At 58.3% G+C, this 17,637-nt stretch carries 15 protein-coding genes; 5 read left to right on the top strand and 10 right to left on the bottom strand.

From position 1 onward, the window contains the following. Positions 1-77: 77 nt before the first annotated feature. Together I9H07_RS11905 and I9H07_RS11900 are read right to left on the bottom strand one after the other, a co-directional pair. Complete coding sequence (locus tag I9H07_RS11905) at positions 78-1,145, bottom strand: aromatic ring-hydroxylating oxygenase subunit alpha (protein WP_236425212.1); 1,068 nt, start codon at positions 1,143-1,145, stop codon at positions 78-80. A gap of 140 nt (positions 1,146-1,285) precedes the next feature. After that, positions 1,286-2,185, bottom strand: coding sequence for a LysR family transcriptional regulator (locus I9H07_RS11900; RefSeq protein WP_236425213.1), 900 nt, complete (start codon positions 2,183-2,185; stop codon positions 1,286-1,288). Between the two features lie 128 nt (positions 2,186-2,313). Between I9H07_RS11900 and I9H07_RS11895 the strand changes: the two genes are divergently transcribed. The 5 genes from I9H07_RS11895 (at position 2,314) to I9H07_RS11875 (ending at position 8,740) form a co-directional block, all read left to right on the top strand. After that, positions 2,314-3,069 (top strand): gamma-glutamyl-gamma-aminobutyrate hydrolase family protein, encoded by a 756-nt coding sequence (locus tag I9H07_RS11895; RefSeq protein ID WP_024674418.1) that lies wholly within the window; start codon positions 2,314-2,316, stop codon positions 3,067-3,069. A 127-nt stretch (positions 3,070-3,196) separates the two neighbouring features. Beyond that, positions 3,197-3,745: a cupin domain-containing protein gene (locus I9H07_RS11890; RefSeq protein WP_024674419.1), complete on the top strand. Its 549-nt coding sequence runs from the start codon at positions 3,197-3,199 to the stop codon at positions 3,743-3,745. Positions 3,746-3,999: 254 nt separating this feature from the next. Beyond that, on the top strand, positions 4,000-5,604 hold the full coding sequence (locus I9H07_RS11885; RefSeq protein ID WP_024674420.1) for a hybrid sensor histidine kinase/response regulator: 1,605 nt from the start codon (positions 4,000-4,002) through the stop codon (positions 5,602-5,604). Positions 5,605-5,967: 363 nt separating this feature from the next. Further along, positions 5,968-6,987 carry a hypothetical protein gene (locus tag I9H07_RS11880; RefSeq protein ID WP_236425214.1) on the top strand — a complete coding sequence of 340 codons (1,020 nt, stop codon included), beginning with the start codon at positions 5,968-5,970 and terminating at the stop codon, positions 6,985-6,987. A 298-nt stretch (positions 6,988-7,285) separates the two neighbouring features. Then, a complete protein-coding gene (locus I9H07_RS11875) occupies positions 7,286-8,740 on the top strand; it encodes an ArnT family glycosyltransferase (RefSeq protein WP_236425215.1) in 1,455 nt (484 codons plus the stop codon). Positions 8,741-8,804: 64 nt separating this feature from the next. Here the strand turns inward: I9H07_RS11875 and I9H07_RS11870 are convergent, their stop codons facing one another. From I9H07_RS11870 to arnB, 8 genes are read right to left on the bottom strand one after another with little or no spacing between them, the layout of a single operon-like run. Beyond that, positions 8,805-10,199 (bottom strand): UDP-glucose dehydrogenase family protein, encoded by a 1,395-nt coding sequence (locus I9H07_RS11870; protein ID WP_236425216.1) that lies wholly within the window; start codon positions 10,197-10,199, stop codon positions 8,805-8,807. Further along, the gene (gene arnF, locus I9H07_RS11865; protein ID WP_236425223.1) at positions 10,177-10,581 is read right to left on the bottom strand and encodes a 4-amino-4-deoxy-L-arabinose-phosphoundecaprenol flippase subunit ArnF; all 405 of its coding nucleotides are present in this window, start codon (positions 10,579-10,581) and stop codon (positions 10,177-10,179) included. The genes I9H07_RS11870 and arnF overlap by 23 nt, the downstream gene beginning before the upstream one ends. 26 nt (positions 10,582-10,607) lie before the next feature. Continuing rightward, complete coding sequence (arnE, locus tag I9H07_RS11860) at positions 10,608-10,952, bottom strand: 4-amino-4-deoxy-L-arabinose-phosphoundecaprenol flippase subunit ArnE (protein ID WP_058823437.1); 345 nt, start codon at positions 10,950-10,952, stop codon at positions 10,608-10,610. Beyond that, positions 10,949-12,601 (bottom strand): lipid IV(A) 4-amino-4-deoxy-L-arabinosyltransferase, encoded by a 1,653-nt coding sequence (gene arnT, locus I9H07_RS11855; RefSeq protein ID WP_236425217.1) that lies wholly within the window; start codon positions 12,599-12,601, stop codon positions 10,949-10,951. Before arnT ends, arnE begins: the two co-directional genes overlap by 4 nt. Beyond that, entirely contained in the window at positions 12,598-13,479 is an 882-nt protein-coding gene (gene arnD / locus I9H07_RS11850) for a 4-deoxy-4-formamido-L-arabinose-phosphoundecaprenol deformylase (protein ID WP_236425218.1), read from the bottom strand. The genes arnT and arnD overlap by 4 nt, the downstream gene beginning before the upstream one ends. After that, entirely contained in the window at positions 13,479-15,470 is a 1,992-nt protein-coding gene (gene arnA / locus I9H07_RS11845) for a bifunctional UDP-4-amino-4-deoxy-L-arabinose formyltransferase/UDP-glucuronic acid oxidase ArnA (protein ID WP_236425219.1), read from the bottom strand. Before arnA ends, arnD begins: the two co-directional genes overlap by 1 nt. Beyond that, entirely contained in the window at positions 15,467-16,471 is a 1,005-nt protein-coding gene (gene arnC / locus I9H07_RS11840) for an undecaprenyl-phosphate 4-deoxy-4-formamido-L-arabinose transferase (protein WP_236425220.1), read from the bottom strand. Before arnC ends, arnA begins: the two co-directional genes overlap by 4 nt. After that, entirely contained in the window at positions 16,468-17,616 is a 1,149-nt protein-coding gene (arnB, locus tag I9H07_RS11835; RefSeq protein ID WP_024674430.1) for a UDP-4-amino-4-deoxy-L-arabinose aminotransferase, read from the bottom strand. Before arnB ends, arnC begins: the two co-directional genes overlap by 4 nt. Positions 17,617-17,637 lie beyond the last annotated feature (21 nt).

Genomic DNA, 17,637 nt, shown 5'->3' with positions numbered 1-17,637 from the left:
TGGTTCCTCGGGTGACCTCGGCAAGGGTCACTTCTGCTTGTTTTCCAGGCATTTCGGTGCAGTGCCAGGCGTGACCGTTATTTAGTCGCCATCACCGGAATCTGCTCACCCGTGGCATCCTCCTGCTCGGCATCGATCAGGCGTTGCAGAATCTTGCGCGACTGCACGCCACCCGCGTCGATGTTGAGCTTGAGCAGGTTGCGCTGCGGGTGCTGGAGCAGATTCTGTTGCTGGCGTTCGAGCATCTCCAGGTCTTCGCTGAAGATCTTGTGCTGGCCTTCGCGAATGGTCGTGGTCAGCGCTTCATCGGCCGGATTGAAGTTGCGTGCCATGCCCCAGAAGTACCAGATCGAGGTGTCTGTTTCCGGGGTGATGAAATCAACGACGATGCTCGATGCCTTGACCTCGTTCGGCGCGTGATAGCCACCGTTGCCCGCGTGGGCCACTCCCACTTCGATCATGACGTGGCTGGGGGGGGTGAAGCGGCAGATCTGCCAGCGATCAACCGGCACATCATCGGCCAGATTGTTGCCGCGCAGCGCCATTTTCCAGAACGGTGGCGGCATGATGTTTTCCATGTGCCGTGAGGTCGCCACTTCTTCGCCTTCAACCGTGGTAACGGGCGCCGCTTCGTCGATTTCCTTCTGGCCAATGCTTGACGCATGCACATAGGTTTCGTGAGTGAGGTCCATCAGGTTGTCGATCATCAGGCGGTAGTCGCACTGAATGTGAAACAACCCGCCGCCATATGCCCAGTCGTCGCTGACCGCCCATTCCAGATGGTGGATGAGCGCGGGATCTGCCTTTTCCCGATCGCCTGGCCAGACCCAGATAAACCCGTAGCGCTCGACAGCGGCGAAGGTCTTGTTGCAGGGAAAGCCTCGCACGCGCTGGCCAGGCATTGAAACGGTCTTGCCGTCACCGCCCATTGTCAGGCCGTGGTAGCCACACACCAGTTGCCCGTTTTCGACGTAACCCAGCGAAAGCGGAGCGCCGCGGTGTGGGCAGAAATCCTCGACGGCGGCGATCTGCCGATTCTGGTCGCGATAGAACACCATTTTTTCGTTGCAGATCTGGCGTCCCAGAGGCTTATCGGTGATTTCATCTGCTGTACAGGCGACGTACCAGGCATTTTTCGGATGCATGAGGCTTCTCCACGGTTCGATTATTGGTCTTATGGATCCATTGGTGGTGTGCTTGCAATGATCTTGCGTTTATTAATGCCATAGCAGAGGAGTAAAGCCAATGATTAATTAGGTTAACTATTATTTAATGGATCCATGGATCACGGATTGCTGTTAACGGTTCCGGCTGGCAGAAGGGCCTCGCGCAACAGCGGCGCCAGCGCTTCAAGCAAGGTCTGTACGGAACGCAGTGCGCGGCAATCCGGACGCGTCAACAGCCATAGATCGGTGCGGCAGCCGATCAGCGGTTCGCTCAAGCAGGTCACCCCTTCAAGGCCCCGAACCGTGAAGTCGGTCACGGCTGCCACGCCGAGCCCGGCGGCGACCAGTTGCGAAACGGCGGACATGCTGCTGCAACGGTAGCGCGGCACGACACCGGGGAACGCCTGTTTGCGCCATATCACCGAGGTGTGATCCGGCATCGAGTCGTCAGGGCTGATCCATGGCACAGAGGCGGGATTGTGCTCCAGTGCTTCGCGAAATTCGGGGCGACCACAGATCACATAGTCGGCACTGCCCAGGCAGCGGCCGATCAGGTGTTCGGGCGGGGTATTGGTCAGGCGCAAGGCGATGTCGGCATCACGGCGGCTGAGGTTGGCGAAGGCGTTGGAGGTGGCCAGTTCAAGGGTGATGGCCGGGTACTGCGACATGAAGCGGGCCAGCGCCGGCAACAGCAGGCTATGCAGCACGGCGTCGGTACAGGTCAGCCGCACCGTTCCGCTGACGACCTGCTCACCTTGCCGCAGGGCAACGCGCGCAGCGGCGAGCGCCAGTTCTGCGTGTTCAGCCTGCTCAGCCATGGCCTGAGCGGTGTCGGTGGCAATGTAACCGCGTCGGTTCTTTTCGAACAGCGCCGTGCCCAATGCCGCTTCGAGGCGACGTATCGAGCGGAATACCGTGGAGATGTCGACATGCAGCAGTTCGGCGGCCCGCGCCAGCGTACGACCACGCACCAGAGCCAGTACCAGTGCAAGGTCCGCGTGAGTGATTTCATATTGCATTGCTGCACAGTTCCTTTGCCGGATTGCCTATGTAGATTGCGTTCACGACTATCCTAGACTGGTTTCATTCAGACTGGTTAACAACGTGCCTGCACGCCAGTCATCAGACCTTCAGACAGGACTCCAGCATGTCGTACCCCCCTTTGATCGGTGTAACCGCCTGCCGCCAGCAGTTGGGCAAGTATTCTTCTCACACCGCAGGCGATAAATACGTCGAAGCCGCAGCCTTTGCAGGCGTACCGGTCATTCTCCCGGCGCTTGATGTGCCGACCGCACCCGAGCAGCTGTTGGCGTCGCTCGACGGGCTGCTGTTCACCGGCTCGCCATCCAATGTCGAGCCGCGTCATTACAACGGCCCGCCAAGCGTGGAAGGCACGGCGCATGACGTGTTTCGGGATCGCACTACGCTGCCGCTGCTCAGGGCAGCCATCGCACAGGGTGTACCGGTGTTGTGCATCTGCCGTGGCTTTCAGGAGCTGAACGTGGCATTGGGCGGCAGTCTTCATCAGCGGGTGCAGGACCTGCCGGGATACCTGGACCATCGCGAGCCGCAAAGTGATTCGCTGCCCGTGCAATATGCGCCGCAGCATGCAGTGTCCGTGCGACCGGGCGGTTTGCTGGATGCGCTGGGTCTGGCGCCAGGCTTCGAGGTCAACAGCCTGCACAGTCAGGGCATCGACCGGCTGGCAGCCGATCTTCGCGCCGAAGCGCTGGCGCCGGATGGTCTGGTGGAGGCGGTTTCGCTGCCGGGTGCGCCAGGGTTTGTACTGGGCGTGCAGTGGCATCCAGAGTGGGAGTTTCTCGACAATCCAGTATCGCTGAGCCTGTTCAAGGCGTTTCGCGAAGCCTGTCTGGCTTACGCCCGGCGGCGTCAGGGCGTGTGACACGATCAGCTGCTGAGCTGCGCTGACAAACGTGATTTAATATCCGCCTTGAGGCTCCCGACTGATGGTCCAACCATTGCCCCGGGAGTCTGCCTCTTTCAACGGATATTCTTCTTATAAGGCCACTATGGATACGGGAGCACGACTGAAACTGGTGCGTGAAAGCTACAAGCTGTCGCAACGCGAACTCGCCAGACGCAGTGGTGTGACCAATGCCACGATCTCTCTGATTGAACAGAATCGTGTGAGCCCTTCGATCAGTTCCCTCAAGAAACTGCTTGAGGGCATCCCCATGACGCTAGCGGATTTTTTCACCTTCGATCAACCGCCAGGCCAGGATCAATATGTCTTTCGCGGGGGCGATCAACCTGATCTGGGCCGTAACGGGGTACGCCTGCTGCTGGTCGGGGCAACCCTGCCCAGCCGGCAGATGCGTTTTCTGCGCGAGCAGTATGCGCCGGGTGCCGATTCGGGTGAGGAGCCTATCGTCCACAGTGAGGGCGAGGAGTGCGGGCTGGTAATCCGGGGCACCGTGGAGCTGACCATCAACGGTCAGGTCAACATTCTGGGCCCCGGAGACGGCTACTACTTTCCAACCACGTTGCCGCATCGCTTCCGCAATATCGGCCAGGACGAGGCCGAGATCATCAGTTCCAACACGCCTGCGAACTTCTGACGTTCAGCGCCGCCTGCCGGTCTGAGCCTACGCAATTGAAAGGGTGCAGGGGCTGCCTGACTCCGCACTGTGCGTGTTAATCCTTCCAAATGGATAGCCGTTCTCCCCGCAAATGGCTTGTTCTGAGCGACATAGCCCGTCATACGAATATATATTGGGTTTTTGTCAGGTGACACAGAACCCTTTTGAGGGGTACCAGTCCTACTTTCAAGAGTGTCTGCTCTAATTCATCTACCAGTCGTGGAGTTCCAGGCGTGTCGGAAGATAAAGCCCGTGTCGATAATGCTGCGACGGGAGATATTCAGCATCAGGGGCGGGACATCTTTTTTGCGGCGGTAGAGACGACACGCATGCCGATGATCGTGACCGACCCCAATCGTCCGGATAATCCCATCATTTTTTCCAACCGGGCTTTTCTGGAAATGACCGGCTATGCGGCGGATGAGATCATTGGTACGAACTGCCGGTTTCTCCAAGGGCCGGAAACCGATCAGTCAGTGGTGCAATCCCTGCGCGATGCCATTCGGGAGCGTACCGACATCTCCACAGAGATCCTTAACTACCGCAAGGATGGTTCGTCTTTCTGGAATGCACTGTTTATCTCACCGGTCTATAACGATGCGGGTGATCTGATCTATTTTTTCGCGTCGCAGCTCGACATCAGTCGCCGTAAGGACGCTGAAGAAGCGTTGCGCCAGGCTCAGAAAATGGAAGCCCTGGGGCAACTGACCGGCGGCATCGCCCACGATTTCAATAACCTCCTGCAGGTCATGGGCGGCTACATCGATCTGATCGGCAGCGCTGTGGAGAAACCTGGTATTGATGTGCAACGGGTCCAGCGCAGCGTTCAGCACGCCAAATCGGCGGTAGAACGCGCCAGCACCCTCACCAAGCAATTACTGGCTTTCGCACGCAAACAGAAGCTTCAGGGCAGGGTGTTGAACCTCAACGGACTGGTTTCCACGACTGAATCGCTGCTGCAGCGAACATTCGGGCCGGAAGTGACTATCGAAACCGATCTTGAGCCTGCACTCAAGAACTGCCGCATAGACCCGACTCAGGCAGAAGTTGCCCTGCTGAATATTTTTATCAATGCCCGTGATGCGCTGATTGGCAGAGCCAGCCCGAAGGTGTGCATCGAGACGCGCAACCTGGTGGTCGACGAACTGATCAACGTCTCTTATGACGGTCTGTTGCCGGGACGCTATGTCAGCATTGCCGTGACCGATAACGGTATCGGCATGCCTGCCAGCATTCGTGACCGGGTTATGGACCCGTTTTTCACTACCAAAGAAGAAGGTAAAGGCTCTGGTCTGGGCCTGTCGATGGTATATGGCTTCGCCAAACAGTCAGGTGGTGCCGCGCGCATTTACACAGAAGAAGGTGTCGGTACGACGCTGCGTCTGTATTTCCCGGTCGATGAGGCGGGGTTGACCCACACCGAGTCGCCGAAGGCAGCAGAAAGGCGTCTTGGCAGCAGTGAACGTATTCTTATCGTTGAAGATCGCGCTGACGTCGCCGAGTTGGCGAAGATGGTGCTGGATGACTATGGCTATGTGTCCGATATCGTGCTGAATGCGCATGAGGCGCTGAAGAAGTTCGAGTCCGGAAACAGGTATGACTTGCTGTTTACCGATCTGATCATGCCGGGCGGTATGAATGGCGTGATGCTGGCGCGCGAAGTCAAACGCCGGTACCCGAAGGTCAAAGTGCTGTTGACCACCGGCTACGCGGAAAGCTCGATCGAACGGACTGATCTGGGAGGGGCCGAGTTCGATGTGATCTCCAAACCGTGTATGCCCCACGATCTTGCCCGCAAAGTTCGCCAGGTGCTGGACGGGCCGAATGGCATTGCCTGAATGAGTGTCGCCTTATGGTGTTGATCCGCCTGTTTCCCATCCAGAGCAGGCTGTCATGCCGCCACCGAATAATGGCTATTGTTGCTTGGGCAAAACAGGCTGTTCAATTAATTGACGTTAAATCATTAGACAACAGACAACACTCCCCATTGATACATGAAACACTGTTAGCGTGCCGAATAGATGGCGGATTTTGAACATACGTGAAGCATTCCGTTCCATTGACAGCCACCGTATCTGTCACGTTTTCAAACACTGAAAAAAGTGAATAAAAGTTTTAAACTTCTTGAGTGTCGCTTGGGTCATTGAAGTGTACGCCAAACAATTTCGCGTTCACTGCCAATGACTCAAAGGACTACTATTATGATTCGCGACGACCGTATCGCCCCAGGTGCCCCTGTGTACCAAGAAACTCATGCAATGGCTCCGCTGCTTAAACGTATTTCCTGGAGTGCGATTCTGGCCGGTGTGGTACTGGCCATGGTTGTTTCGCTTTTACTGAATCTGTTGGGTACTGCCATTGGCAGCGCCAGCATTGATCCCATGCAGGAAGCCAATCCACTGTCCGGTATCGGCACCGGTGCAGGTATCTGGGTAGTGGTCAGCTCGGTCATCTCGCTGTTCGTTGGCGGTTGGGCTGCGGGGCGTCTGGCTCAGCGTGAAGGTGCTTTCCACGGCCTGCTGGTATGGGCGTCGGTGTCGCTGATCACTGTTTATCTGGTTTCCAGCGCAGTTACAGGTGTGGTTCGTGGCGGCCTCAATCTGGCAGGCAGCGGCATGTCGGCACTGGGCAGTGGTATCGCTCAAGTCGCTCCTGCGGTCGGTGGCAAGATTCAGGACCAACTGCGCGCACAAGGCATCGACTTCAATCTGGACGATATCCAGGGCGAGATCGAAACTGCAATGCGCCAGACTGGCAAGCCTGAGCTGAACCCTGAAAACGTCAAGCAAGAGGCGCAAGCCACTCAGCAGGACGCGCAGAACACTGCCAAGCAAAGCGCGCAAAACCCTCAGCAAGTCGATGAGCAACTGGGTGGCCTGATGGATCGCATCAAAGCCAAAGGCGATCAGGCCTGGGATGCTGCTGACCGTCAGGCGCTGGTTAACCTGATCAAAGCGCGTGGCAACAAAACCGACGCTGAAGCCAATCAGATCGTTGATCAGGCTCAAGCCAGCTACCGTCAGGCTTACGCCAAGTATCAGGAACTGAAAGCTCAGGCAGAACAGAAAGCCCGCGAAGCGGCTGAAGTCACTGCCAAGCGTGTTTCCCAAGGTGCCTGGATTCTGCTGATCACTCTGGTGATTTCGGGTCTGGTGGCTGCGGGTGCCGGTGTACTGGGTCGTCGTACTCAGCCGCCAGCCAAGGTAGTTGCTGCTATCTGATCAAGACAGCGTCAGGTTGGGACTGAAGTTCAAAAATGGGGAGCGTATATCGCTCCCCGTTTTTTTTGTGCTGAACAGGGTTTGAACTGCCGGTATTTACGGTAATCGCGGTGGCGAGCCGTTTTTAATAACCATTTATAAAAACAAACTTCGACAATTGTCGAACATATAGCCCCAACATCACTTCTGCCTGACAATTTTGGCCCACACGGTTAACAATATTTCATCAATGGGTCGCTTACACTTTTTCCCGCCATACTCTTCACCGAGCCACTCTTGACCCACTCGGTATATAGCCTTGACCCTCTCTCGTGAACTGTCCCTATTACTGCTGGCCGTTGCGTTGTTCTTCGTCGCGCTGGGTAATCACCAACTGCAAAACTCAACGGAGCCGCGAGTCGCCGGCATCGCCATGGAGATGCACCTGAGTGACAACTGGGTGACACCCATGCTGAACAATCAGCCCTTTCTGGAAAAGCCGCCGTTGAGTGTCTGGCTGGACGCGGCGGCTATCGGTATGTTCGGTGGCACGCCATGGGCGGTGCGGCTGGCTTCTGCATTCGCCGGGGTGTTCAGCGTGTTGTTGCTGTACCGGATGCTGAGACTGTTGGGTAGGCCAGCGTCTGTGGCGTGGATGGCTGCATTCATGCTCGCCACGCAGGCCAGCTTCTGGAGCAACTCGCGGCAGGTGGGCGAGGACGCACTGTTGGCATTGGGGGTGAGCACTGCGCTGCTGGCCTTTTTTTACGCCAGTGCTGTACGCAGGGACAAACCGGCAATCGGCACCTGGCTGCTGTTTTCCCTGGGCATCGCAGTGTCGACCCTGAGCAAAGGGGTACTGGGGCTGGCCATGCCAGGCGTGGTGATTTTCGCGTGGCTGGTCTGTGAGTCAGTGCAGCACAGACGCTTGGTCATTGCCGACTGGCTGCGTCCGGCGATGTTCACTGTTCTGGCGCTGATACCGCTGTTTGTCTGGCTTTATCTGCTGTACGGGCAGGGCGGAGTGCAGTCGCTGAAGGGCGTGCTGTGGACCAACAGCGTCGGTCGTTTCAGTGGTTCGTTCGAGGAGGCGGGTCATTACGAACCTTTCTACTATTACCTCGCGAAACTGCCTGAAGCCTTTTTGCCGTGGAATATTCTGGTCTATCTGGGCCTTTGGCATTTCCGTAAACAGCTGAGTGCCCATCGATACCTTTTGTTTTTCAGCCTGTGGCTGGTCGTTCAGTTCCTGCTGCTGACACTGGCGTCCAGCAAACGCATGGTTTACCTGATGTCGCTGGCGCCTGCCGCTGCCGTGATCGCAGCAGAGTATGCGTTTGTGTTGGGCGAGAAGGTGCGGGCACGCGCTGCGCGTTCTGCCTGGGCCGGATTCATCACGCAAAATCGCCAGGTAATGACCGTCGCAGGCGTGTTGCTGATTGTGATCTGCTACCTCAGCGTAGCCGTGTGGGTGGTGCCGCGAGCTGATAAACAATTGTCGTTCCTGCCGTTGGCCGACAAGACCCACGCCTTGCAAATTCAGGGGCGTCACGTTGCGCTGTTCCGGCCCACTGAGCGGCTGGCGGGAGCCAGCGTGTTCTATGGCCAGAGTTTGCTCGACGCGCTGATGTCGAGCGCTGACCTGAACGCGTATCTCGATCGCTCGGTCGATAACGTCGCCATTACGGAAAACCTGTCAGCGGCTGCGCCGCCGGTGCGGATCGTCGACCAGGTCAAAGTCGGTGAGCGTACCTACTATTTCGTCAGCCACTGACAATGATTCCGACCACGTGCCCTGAGCGGCCCGCAATGGAACATCAGACGCTCAGGGCACAGGCTCAGGCGAGCTGGCCGCCAGCGAGCGGAGGGTAAGCAATCCACTGCTTCTGCGGAATGGGTAAATCACAGGATTCACCACGGCCCATGGGGAAGTAGTGAAAACCGCGGCTCGCGAGCCGCTCAGTGTCGTACAGATTGCGACCGTCGAAGATGACCGGTGCGCTAAGGCGCTGCTGGATCAGCTCGAAATCCGGGGCTTTGAACTGCTGCCATTCCGTGCAGATGATCAACGCATCGGCTTCATCGAGTGCCGATTCCGGCGTGCCCATCAGAATCAGATCCTTGCGATGCCCGTAGATACGCTGGGTTTCCTGCATGGCCTCAGGGTCAAATGCCTTGACCACCGCGCCGGCCTGCCAGAGCGCTTCCATCAGCACGCGGCTGGGGGCGTCGCGCATGTCATCGGTGTTCGGTTTGAATGCCAGGCCCCACAGCGCGAACGTCTTGCCGCGCAGATTACCCTGATAGAAGGCATTGACCCGCTCGAACAGTTTGCTTTTCTGCCGTTCGTTGATGGCCTCGACCACCGACAACAGGTCGTTGGAGCAGTTGGCTTCTTTCGCGCTGTGGATCAGTGCGCGGATGTCCTTGCCAAAGCACGAACCGCCATAACCGCAGCCGGGGTAGATGAAGTCGTAGCCGATACGTGAGTCGGCGCCTATGCCCAGCCGGACAGATTCAACGTCCGCACCGAGGTGTTCTGCCAGTTCGGCGATCTGGTTGATGAAGCTGATTTTGGTGGCCAGCATGCAGTTGGCGGCGTACTTGGTCAGCTCGGCGCTGCGCAGGTCCATGAACATGATGCGGTCATGGTTGCGGTTGAACGGCGCGTACAGCTCGCGCATGACTTTTTGCACCGCCTCGTTTTCGCAGCCTATGACGATCCGGTCCGGACGTCGGCAGTCATTGACTGCCGAGCCTTCCTTGAGGAATTCCGGGTTGGACACGATATCGAACTGCAGCAGCCGACCCGCCTGGCGCAAGGCTTTATCCATGTGCGCGCGCAGGGCGTCGCCGCTGCCGACCGGCACAGTGGACTTTTCAACGATGATCAGTGGTTCGCGGCGATGCCGGGCAATCGCATCGCCCACGGCGAAAAAACCGCTCAGATCAGCAGAGCCATCTGCTCGGGAAGGCGTCCCGACGGCAATGAACAGGACTTCGGCATGCTCCACGGCAGCCTGCTCGTCGGTGGTGAAGTGCAGGCGTTCATGATCCAGGTTTTCACGCACCAGGTTAGCCAGCCCCGGCTCGTAAATATGCACCTGGCCCTGACGGAGTTGCTCGATCTTGTGTTGATCGATGTCCATGCAGACAACGTCGTGGCCCACTTCGGCAAGCACGGTTGCTTGCACCAGGCCTACATATCCGCTACCGAAAACGCTGATTTTCATGGGAGAAATCCTTAGTTTGAGGGCCGGAAATGCGCCGCAGATTGATAATCAAGACACCTGCCACGATCAGCGTGACACCCACAGTTTTCGATACCGTGAACGTCTCGTGGAAAAATGGCAGAAGGGCCGCCAGCGTATAAACCAGCGGATAGCTGACCGCGAGGAGTGAATAGGCGCGGCTCAGGGGCAGGTCCCGAAGCGCCAGCAGCCAGGCGAGCATGGAAAGCGCATAGGCCATGATCGAGACGCCGATCACGGCAACGGCGCTGAAATCAATCGGGCTCCAGGTCTGCATATCGAGCCACTGGCCGGGCGAGGGCAGACGACTCATGCCCCAGCGCATGCCCAGTTGCGCAGAACTGACCAATACAACACTGGTCATGGCCAGTATCGTGCCGTTGCGGCGGCTCACGTCTGAGACCCCAACAGCGCAACGCCAATAATGATCAGCGCCACCCCCGACCAGTGACGCGCGTCCACCGGCTCATTGAAAAGAAAGCGCCCCACCAGAGTGATCAGCACGAAGTTGAGGCCCAGCATCGGGTAGGCAATGCCCACATCCAGCCGTTGCAAGACCATCAGCCAGATCAGCAGGCCGAAGGCCAGGCAGGTCACGGCAAGCCACAACCAGGGCGAGCGAAGGGCGGCAAGCGCGCCTGGAAAAGCGCCATTCCAGCGTTCTACGGCATACTTCTGGGCGATCTGACCCAGACACGTCAGCAGGCAGGTGGCCACAAGCATCAGCCAGATCATGATGCTGACTGCGCGTAGATGAGAATCACCAGATTGCCTTCGTCGTAACGCTTGCCATCACTGGGCAGCGACTCGAGTTCGAGCAGTTCGTCATCACTCTTGCCGCGCATGATGACGCCGACCTGACCGTCACGTCGGGCCTTGATCATCCATGCCGCTATATCCTGAAACGGCACTTCTCGATTCTGCACGTCTGGATAACCCAGGCCGTACTCCAGTTCGCCCCAGGTATTGAAAAAGGTGACATCAGGCCGTTTCAGTCGCCACGACAGCGCCGAGGCGGCACCCAGGTCGTTGCTCAGCAGAGACTTGCTTGCGGCCAACTCGGTTTGATGCCTGGCGATGAATTGATCGGGTGTCTTGTTGTACACCACATTGTTGGGCAGCGAGGCTGGCAGCAACGCGATCAATAACCAGCTTCCCACGGCGGGCAGGGTCCAGAAGAACCGGGGGCGGAAGGCTTGCAGGGCATTGGCGAGCGTCCACCCGACAAGCACGATGATCGCCAGCAGCAGATGCACTGGCTCATCCACATACACCGGCTTTTCCGATTGCAGATACAGCAACGCTGCCAGACCAAGGACAGTGGCAAGCGCATTGAACAGTCCATTCACGCGCAACGCCGTAACGCGCCCCTGTTCAAGCCGCTGGAACAGCGCATCGGCCATCAGCAGGGCCAGCGGTAGCAGGCAGGGCAGCAGGTAGGTGGGCAGTTTGCCTTTGCTCAGGCTCAGAAACACCAGTGGCGCCAGCAACCACAGCGACAGAAAGGCCGTCTCGGTTCGGTGTTTTTGAAGCCACGCCTGTTTGAAGGTCGCTGGCAGCAACAGCGCCCACGGTACGCAGGCCGCGACCAGCAGCGGCAGGTAAAACCACCAGGGTTCGGCATGCTGGGCGTTTTCCGCAGCAAAGCGATGAATGTGCTCGTGCCAGAAGAAGTAACGCCAGTAGTCGGGCTCTTGCTGGTGCACCGCCAGCACCCAAGGCAGGCTGACGACGACGGCGACCAGCACCGCAAGCGGGCCGAATCCGAGCAGCTCCTTGAGGCGTCGCTGCCATATCATATAAGGCAGAACAACGATTACCGGCAGCACCCAGGCGAGAAATCCCTTGGTCAGAAAGCCCATGCCGCAGGCCAGACCCATCAAGGCCCAGGCCGTCAGGCGGGCCCGATCGACGCTATGAACAGCGTGCCAGAACGCTACCAGCGTCAGGTTGGTCCACAGTGTGAATTGCGGATCAAGGTTGGTGTAACCCGCTTGTCCGGCCACAAAACCAAAGCTCATGAACAACAGCGCGCTGGCGAAGCTCTTGCGCGGGTCGTGCCATATCTTTTCCGCCAGCCAGTAGGCGAGTACAACGCTCAGACCGGTACTCAGCGCCGATGCGATCCGCACGCCGAACAGGTTTTCACCGAAAACGGCCTGCCCCAAAGAGATAAACCAATAGCCGGCAGCCGGTTTTTCAAAATAGCGCAGCCCCATGAAGTGAGGCACGACCCAGTTGCCGCTGTGGAGGATTTCCTGACTGATCTGCGCGTAGCGGGTTTCATCGGGAATCCACAAGCCGTGAACACCGAGCGGCAGCAGGCAGGCGAGGGCAAAGGCCAACATCAGCAGGGTGATGCCACGCGATCTGCCGGTATTCATTGCTGCATACCCAGCCAGCCCTCACGACCGGCGATAGAACCACGAGCAATACGCCCGGCAGGCAGTTGCTCGATAGACGCCGGCAGTAAATCGCCCAAGGGGTTGAAATGAATACCTTGGGCATTGGCTTGTTTTAACAACTGCCTGAAGGCATCGGCCATGACGATGCCTTCAACTTCGGCGTGGACGGTGTAGACATTGAGCTTCTGTGTGGCGAAACGCTGCAGGATGTAGTCGTTGAAGGCCTCCGCCTTGAGATGCGGGCCGATTGCTTCGTCGAACGTTGGCAAGTCCACCGGAATCTGCGGCGCGCCCAGGCTGCCATCGGCCAATACCGGACGAAATAGCGACGTGCCGCGACAGTCGCTGTTGTAACGCAGGCCGAAAGCCTGTTTGGCTTGCACGACACGTTCATCGGCGCGCCAGCCTGCGGCAGCGGAGCAGGTGACCGGGCCGTCCAGAATGCTGCCCAGGCAGTCGAGACCGAGGCGTATCTGCTCGGTCAGTTGTACATCGCTCCAGCGCCCGGCATTGGCCTGCCAGCTGTAATGATCCCAGGCATGCAGCCCGACCTCATGCCCGGCATCGCGTGCGCGGCGCATCAGCGGCCCCAGATCACGGGCAATAGGCTTGCCTGGCCAGGCCGTGCCCGCCAGCAAAATGTCCCAGCCATACAGACTGGCCGCGCGCGACCTGAGCATCTTCCAGAGGAACCGGGGGCGCGCGAGGCGCCACAGGTGACGACCCATGTTGTCAGGGCCGACGCTGAAAAAGAACGTCGCCTTGACCTGCGCTTCGTCGAGCATGTCCAGCAGCTTCGGCACGCCATCGCGGGTGCCGCGATAGGTGTCTACATCGATTCTCAGGCCTGCCTGCATCAGCACTGATCCGCTTTTTCAGCCATGGCTTCGCGCAGGAAGAAATCCAGGGTCTTGCCGATGGTTTCGCTCAGCTCGATGCTGGGTGTCCAGCCGATCAACTGACGAGCGTTATCGATACTCGGCTTGCGGTGGCTGACGTCCTGATAACCCTTGCCGTAGAACGACTGACTTTCAACATCGCGAAAGCCCGCGAACGGAGGGAAATTGTCACGCAGCGGATGGGCCTCGAACTGACGCAGCAGCTCCTCTCCCAACTGACGAATGCTGGCTTCGTTGTCCGGGTTGCCGATGTTGATGATCTGGCCATTACAGCGCCCGTCGCGGTTTTCGATGATCCGCGCCAGCGCTTCTATGCCGTCTGCCACATCGGTGAAGCAGCGCTTCTGCGCGCCACCGTCTACCAGCCGAATCTGTGTGCCCTCCACCAGATGCAGGATCAATTGGGTGATCGCCCGTGAGCTGCCGATACGTGCCGAATCCAGACGGTCCAGACGCGGTCCCATCCAGTTGAACGGCCGGAACAACGTGAATTGCAGGCCTTTCTGCCCATAGGCCCAGATCACGCGGTCCAGCAATTGCTTGGACACTGAGTAGATCCAGCGCTGCTTGTTGATCGGGCCGACGACGAGGTTTGACGTGTCTTCGTTAAAACTGGCGTCCTGGCACATGCCATACACTTCGGACGTCGACGGAAAGATCACTCGCTTGTTGTACTTGACGCAGTAGCGAACGATTTTCAGGTTTTCTTCAAAGTCCAGTTCGAACACGCGCAGTGGATTGCGGGTGTATTCAATGGGTGTCGCGATGGCCACCAACGGCAGTACCACGTCGCATTTCTTGATGTGGTACTCGATCCATTCGGTATGGATGCTGATATCACCTTCGATGAAGTGAAAGTTCGGTTTGGCACGCAAGCGCTCTATGGCATCTGAACCAATGTCCATGCCGTAGATTTCGTATCGATCATCCTGCAACAGCCGTTCTGACAGGTGATTGCCGATGAAGCCGTTGACACCGAGGATCAGCACGCGAGTACGCCGAACCGGCCGCTGCTTTTTAGTATCGAGCAGCTGTGAACCGTCTACCAGACCGAACTCGCGGGCCAGTTGTGCGCCGCTGAGGTACAAGCCTTCATCGCCGCGTTGCCCGGCATTGATGATCAGCGAACCGTCGCCGCAGGCGATGCGTAACGGGTCGTGGCTGATGACGGTGCCTGGCGCAGCGCCGTTATTCGAGAGCTCCACACGGGCCGCCCAGATGATCAGCTTGTGGTCACCGACCGGACAAAACGCACCGGGGTAGGGCTGCGTGACCGCGCGAACCAGGTTGTACAGGCGAGTCGCCGGAAGTGACCAGTCGATGAGGCCGTCGGCCGGGGTTCGCCGACCGAAACAGCTTGCCTGGGCTTCGTCTTGAGGCGTACCCGACAGCCTGCCCTCAGCGAGTAACGGCAATGTGTCCGACAGCAGGCCAATGGCGGCTTCACGCAATTTGCCGTGAAGCGTCAAGGCGCTGTCGGTGGCGCTGATGGAGACGCGCTGCTGAGCGAAAACGGGGCCTGCGTCAGCGCGCTTGACCATCTGATGCAGCGTCACTCCGGTTTCGGTTTCGCCGTTGACCAATACCCAGTTAGCCGGTGCCCGACCGCGATAGCGCGGTAACAGCGAGCCATGCAGATTGAATGCGCCTCTTGTCGCGCAGGCTAACAACGGCTCACTGAGAAGCTTGCGGTAATAGAAGGAGAAGATGAAGTCTGGAGCGAGCCTGCCGATTCGTTCCACCCACAACGGGTGGTTAGCGTCTTCGGGCGCATGCACCGGAATGTCATGCTGAGCACACAGTTGAGCCACTGAGCCAAAGAAGGTTTTTTCCTTCGGATCGTCTGCATGGGTAAAGACCGCGGCGATTTCATAATCCGCGTCGAGCAATGCTTGCAGACCGACACAGCCGATATCGTGATAGGCAAAAACGACCGCTTTAGTGCTCATGGCGCAACCTTGTTTATATAAGGGGTTACAACGCTATCGTTGGCAGTGACGGAAGAACTGCGCACGACTTTTTCGATAAAGAAGCGTGGGCGCGCACGTACATCGCTGTACATCCGGCCGAGGTATTCACCCAGCAGTCCCATGCCGATAAATTGCCCGCCAGTGAATACAAACAGCACGGCGAACAGCACGAAGGTGCCGTCACCGGCCCAGGTTGCCCCGAAAATCAGGCGCAGGACGATCAACAACATGGCGAACAATCCGCCCAGAAACGCCATGCTGAAACCGATGATGCTCAGCAAGCGCAGGGGCGTGGTGGTCATGCAGGTGATCAGGTCAAACATCAGGTTGACCAACCGCATGGGGCTATATTTGGAGTCGCCATGCTCGCGCTCGGCGTGCTCGACCAGTACTTCAGTCGTGTGCCGCGCGAAGGTGTTGGCCAGAATCGGAATGAAGGTGCTGCGCTCCCGGCAGGCCAGCATCGCGTCGACGATCGTGCGACGGTAGGCCCTGAGCATGCAGCCGTAATCGCTCATGGCCACGCCGGTGGAGCGCTGCACGGCCAGGTTGATGAGTTTCGATGGCCAGCGCCGCCAGGCCGAGTCTTGACGATTGCTGCGCACGGTGCCGATGACGTCATATCCTTGCTCGGCGAGTGTGACCAGGCGGGGAATTTCCTCGGGTGGATTTTGCAGGTCAGCGTCAAGGGTGATCACCACGTCGCCTTTGCATTGCTCGAACCCGGCCATGATCGCCGCGTGCTGACCGTAATTGCGGTTCAGGATCACCGCAATAAAGGGGCTGCCGTCCCGCGCCGCTGCCTGTTGCAGGATCTCCGCCGAGTCATCGCGGCTGCCGTCATCTACCAGCACGATTTCAAAAGCGTGATTCAGTTGCGCACAGGCCGCCTCGGTGCGCCGCAACAGTTCCGGCAGGCTTTGTTGCTCGTTGTAGACCGGAATGACGATCGACACGCGGTTGATTGGGTAAGGTTTCAATGGCTGGATTCCAGGATTGATTCAATGGCACTGACCACCCGCTCGACATCGTCGAGGGTCATGTCGGGAAACAGCGGGATGGAGCAAAGCCTTGATGAGTTCCATTCGGTATCAGGCAGGTGAACCTCAGGGAATCGTTTCCGGTAGTAACTGTGCAGGTGAGTCGCAATGAAATGGATGCCCGTGCCGATGTTCTGCGCCTGCAAGGCCTTCATGAACGCGTCACGATCCAGCCCGCAGCGCTCGGGATCGATGCGCAGAATGAACAGGTGCCAGGCGTGTTGTTGCGCGTAGCGGGGCAGGGCGAGGGGCTGAACCGGGCTCTCGGCAAGACGCTGAAGATAATGTCTGGCGAGCATCTGGCGCTTGGCATTGATCGCATCCAGACGCTGCAACTGCACCAGCGCAATACTCGCGTTGATGTCTGCCAGGTTGTATTTGAAGCCTGGCTCGATAACCTCGGCCTGAGGCTTTCTACCCAGGGTCAGACGGTCATAGGCGTCGACACCCAGACCATGAAATTTCAGTTGCCGGACGCGATCAGCCAACTGGGCATCATGGGTCACAAACATTGCGCCTTCGGCACAGGTCATGTTCTTGATCGCGTGAAACGAGAAGATCGCCGTGCCGTGGCTCCCTATCGGCCGCCCCTTGTAGCGGGTACCGACGGCATGTGCGGCATCCTCGATCACCGCGATACCGTGCCGGTCTGCCAGCGCATAAAGCGGATCGAGATCAAATGCTGCACCAGCGTAGTGAACCGGAACGATTGCTTTGGTGCGCGGGGTGATGGCGCGTTCGATGAGCGCTGCGCTGGTCATCAGCGTGTCGCGGTCAACATCGACAAACACCGGCGTAGCGCCCAGCAAGCAAATCATGTTTGCCGTCGACACCCAGGTCTGCGACGGCGTAATCACCTCATCACCCGGCCCGACACCCAGCGCGAGCAACGCAACATGCATAGCCCCGGTAGCCGAAGACAGCGCAATAGCCTGCCTGGCGCCAACCCGTTCGGCGAATTGCTCTTCAAGTTTCTGACATTCAGGCCCGGTCGTAATCCACCCGGAGCGAAGCACACGCGTTACCGCAGCAATTTCTTCATCACCCATGGAAGGGCGTGAAAACGCCAGAAAGGCTTCGCTCATTGATGTATTTCCTGTGGTGTT

The sequence above is a fragment of the Pseudomonas syringae genome (assembly GCF_023278085.1).
GTDB lineage: Bacteria > Pseudomonadota > Gammaproteobacteria > Pseudomonadales > Pseudomonadaceae > Aquipseudomonas > Aquipseudomonas syringae_Q.
The sequence above is the reverse complement of the archived record's forward strand: the minus strand, read 5'-3'. Positions and strand labels throughout refer to the sequence as shown.

Bases quoted from the DNA above. Each gene is read 5' to 3' on its own strand.
- I9H07_RS11905 (WP_236425212.1), bottom strand. From the start codon at position 1,145: ATGCATCCGAAAAATGCCTGGTACGTCGCCTGTACAGCAGATGAAATC.
- I9H07_RS11890 (WP_024674419.1), top strand. From the start codon at position 3,197: ATGGATACGGGAGCACGACTGAAACTGGTGCGTGAAAGCTACAAGCTG.
- I9H07_RS11870 (WP_236425216.1), bottom strand. From the start codon at position 10,199: ATGAAAATCAGCGTTTTCGGTAGCGGATATGTAGGCCTGGTGCAAGCA.
- arnA (WP_236425219.1), bottom strand. From the start codon at position 15,470: ATGAGCACTAAAGCGGTCGTTTTTGCCTATCACGATATCGGCTGTGTC.
- arnE (WP_058823437.1), bottom strand. From the start codon at position 10,952: ATGATCTGGCTGATGCTTGTGGCCACCTGCCTGCTGACGTGTCTGGGT.
- I9H07_RS11880 (WP_236425214.1), top strand. From the start codon at position 5,968: ATGATTCGCGACGACCGTATCGCCCCAGGTGCCCCTGTGTACCAAGAA.
- arnF (WP_236425223.1), bottom strand. From the start codon at position 10,581: ATGACCAGTGTTGTATTGGTCAGTTCTGCGCAACTGGGCATGCGCTGG.
- arnD (WP_236425218.1), bottom strand. From the start codon at position 13,479: ATGCAGGCAGGCCTGAGAATCGATGTAGACACCTATCGCGGCACCCGC.
- arnB (WP_024674430.1), bottom strand. From the start codon at position 17,616: ATGAGCGAAGCCTTTCTGGCGTTTTCACGCCCTTCCATGGGTGATGAA.
- arnT (WP_236425217.1), bottom strand. From the start codon at position 12,601: ATGAATACCGGCAGATCGCGTGGCATCACCCTGCTGATGTTGGCCTTT.
- I9H07_RS11900 (WP_236425213.1), bottom strand. From the start codon at position 2,185: ATGCAATATGAAATCACTCACGCGGACCTTGCACTGGTACTGGCTCTG.
- I9H07_RS11895 (WP_024674418.1), top strand. From the start codon at position 2,314: ATGTCGTACCCCCCTTTGATCGGTGTAACCGCCTGCCGCCAGCAGTTG.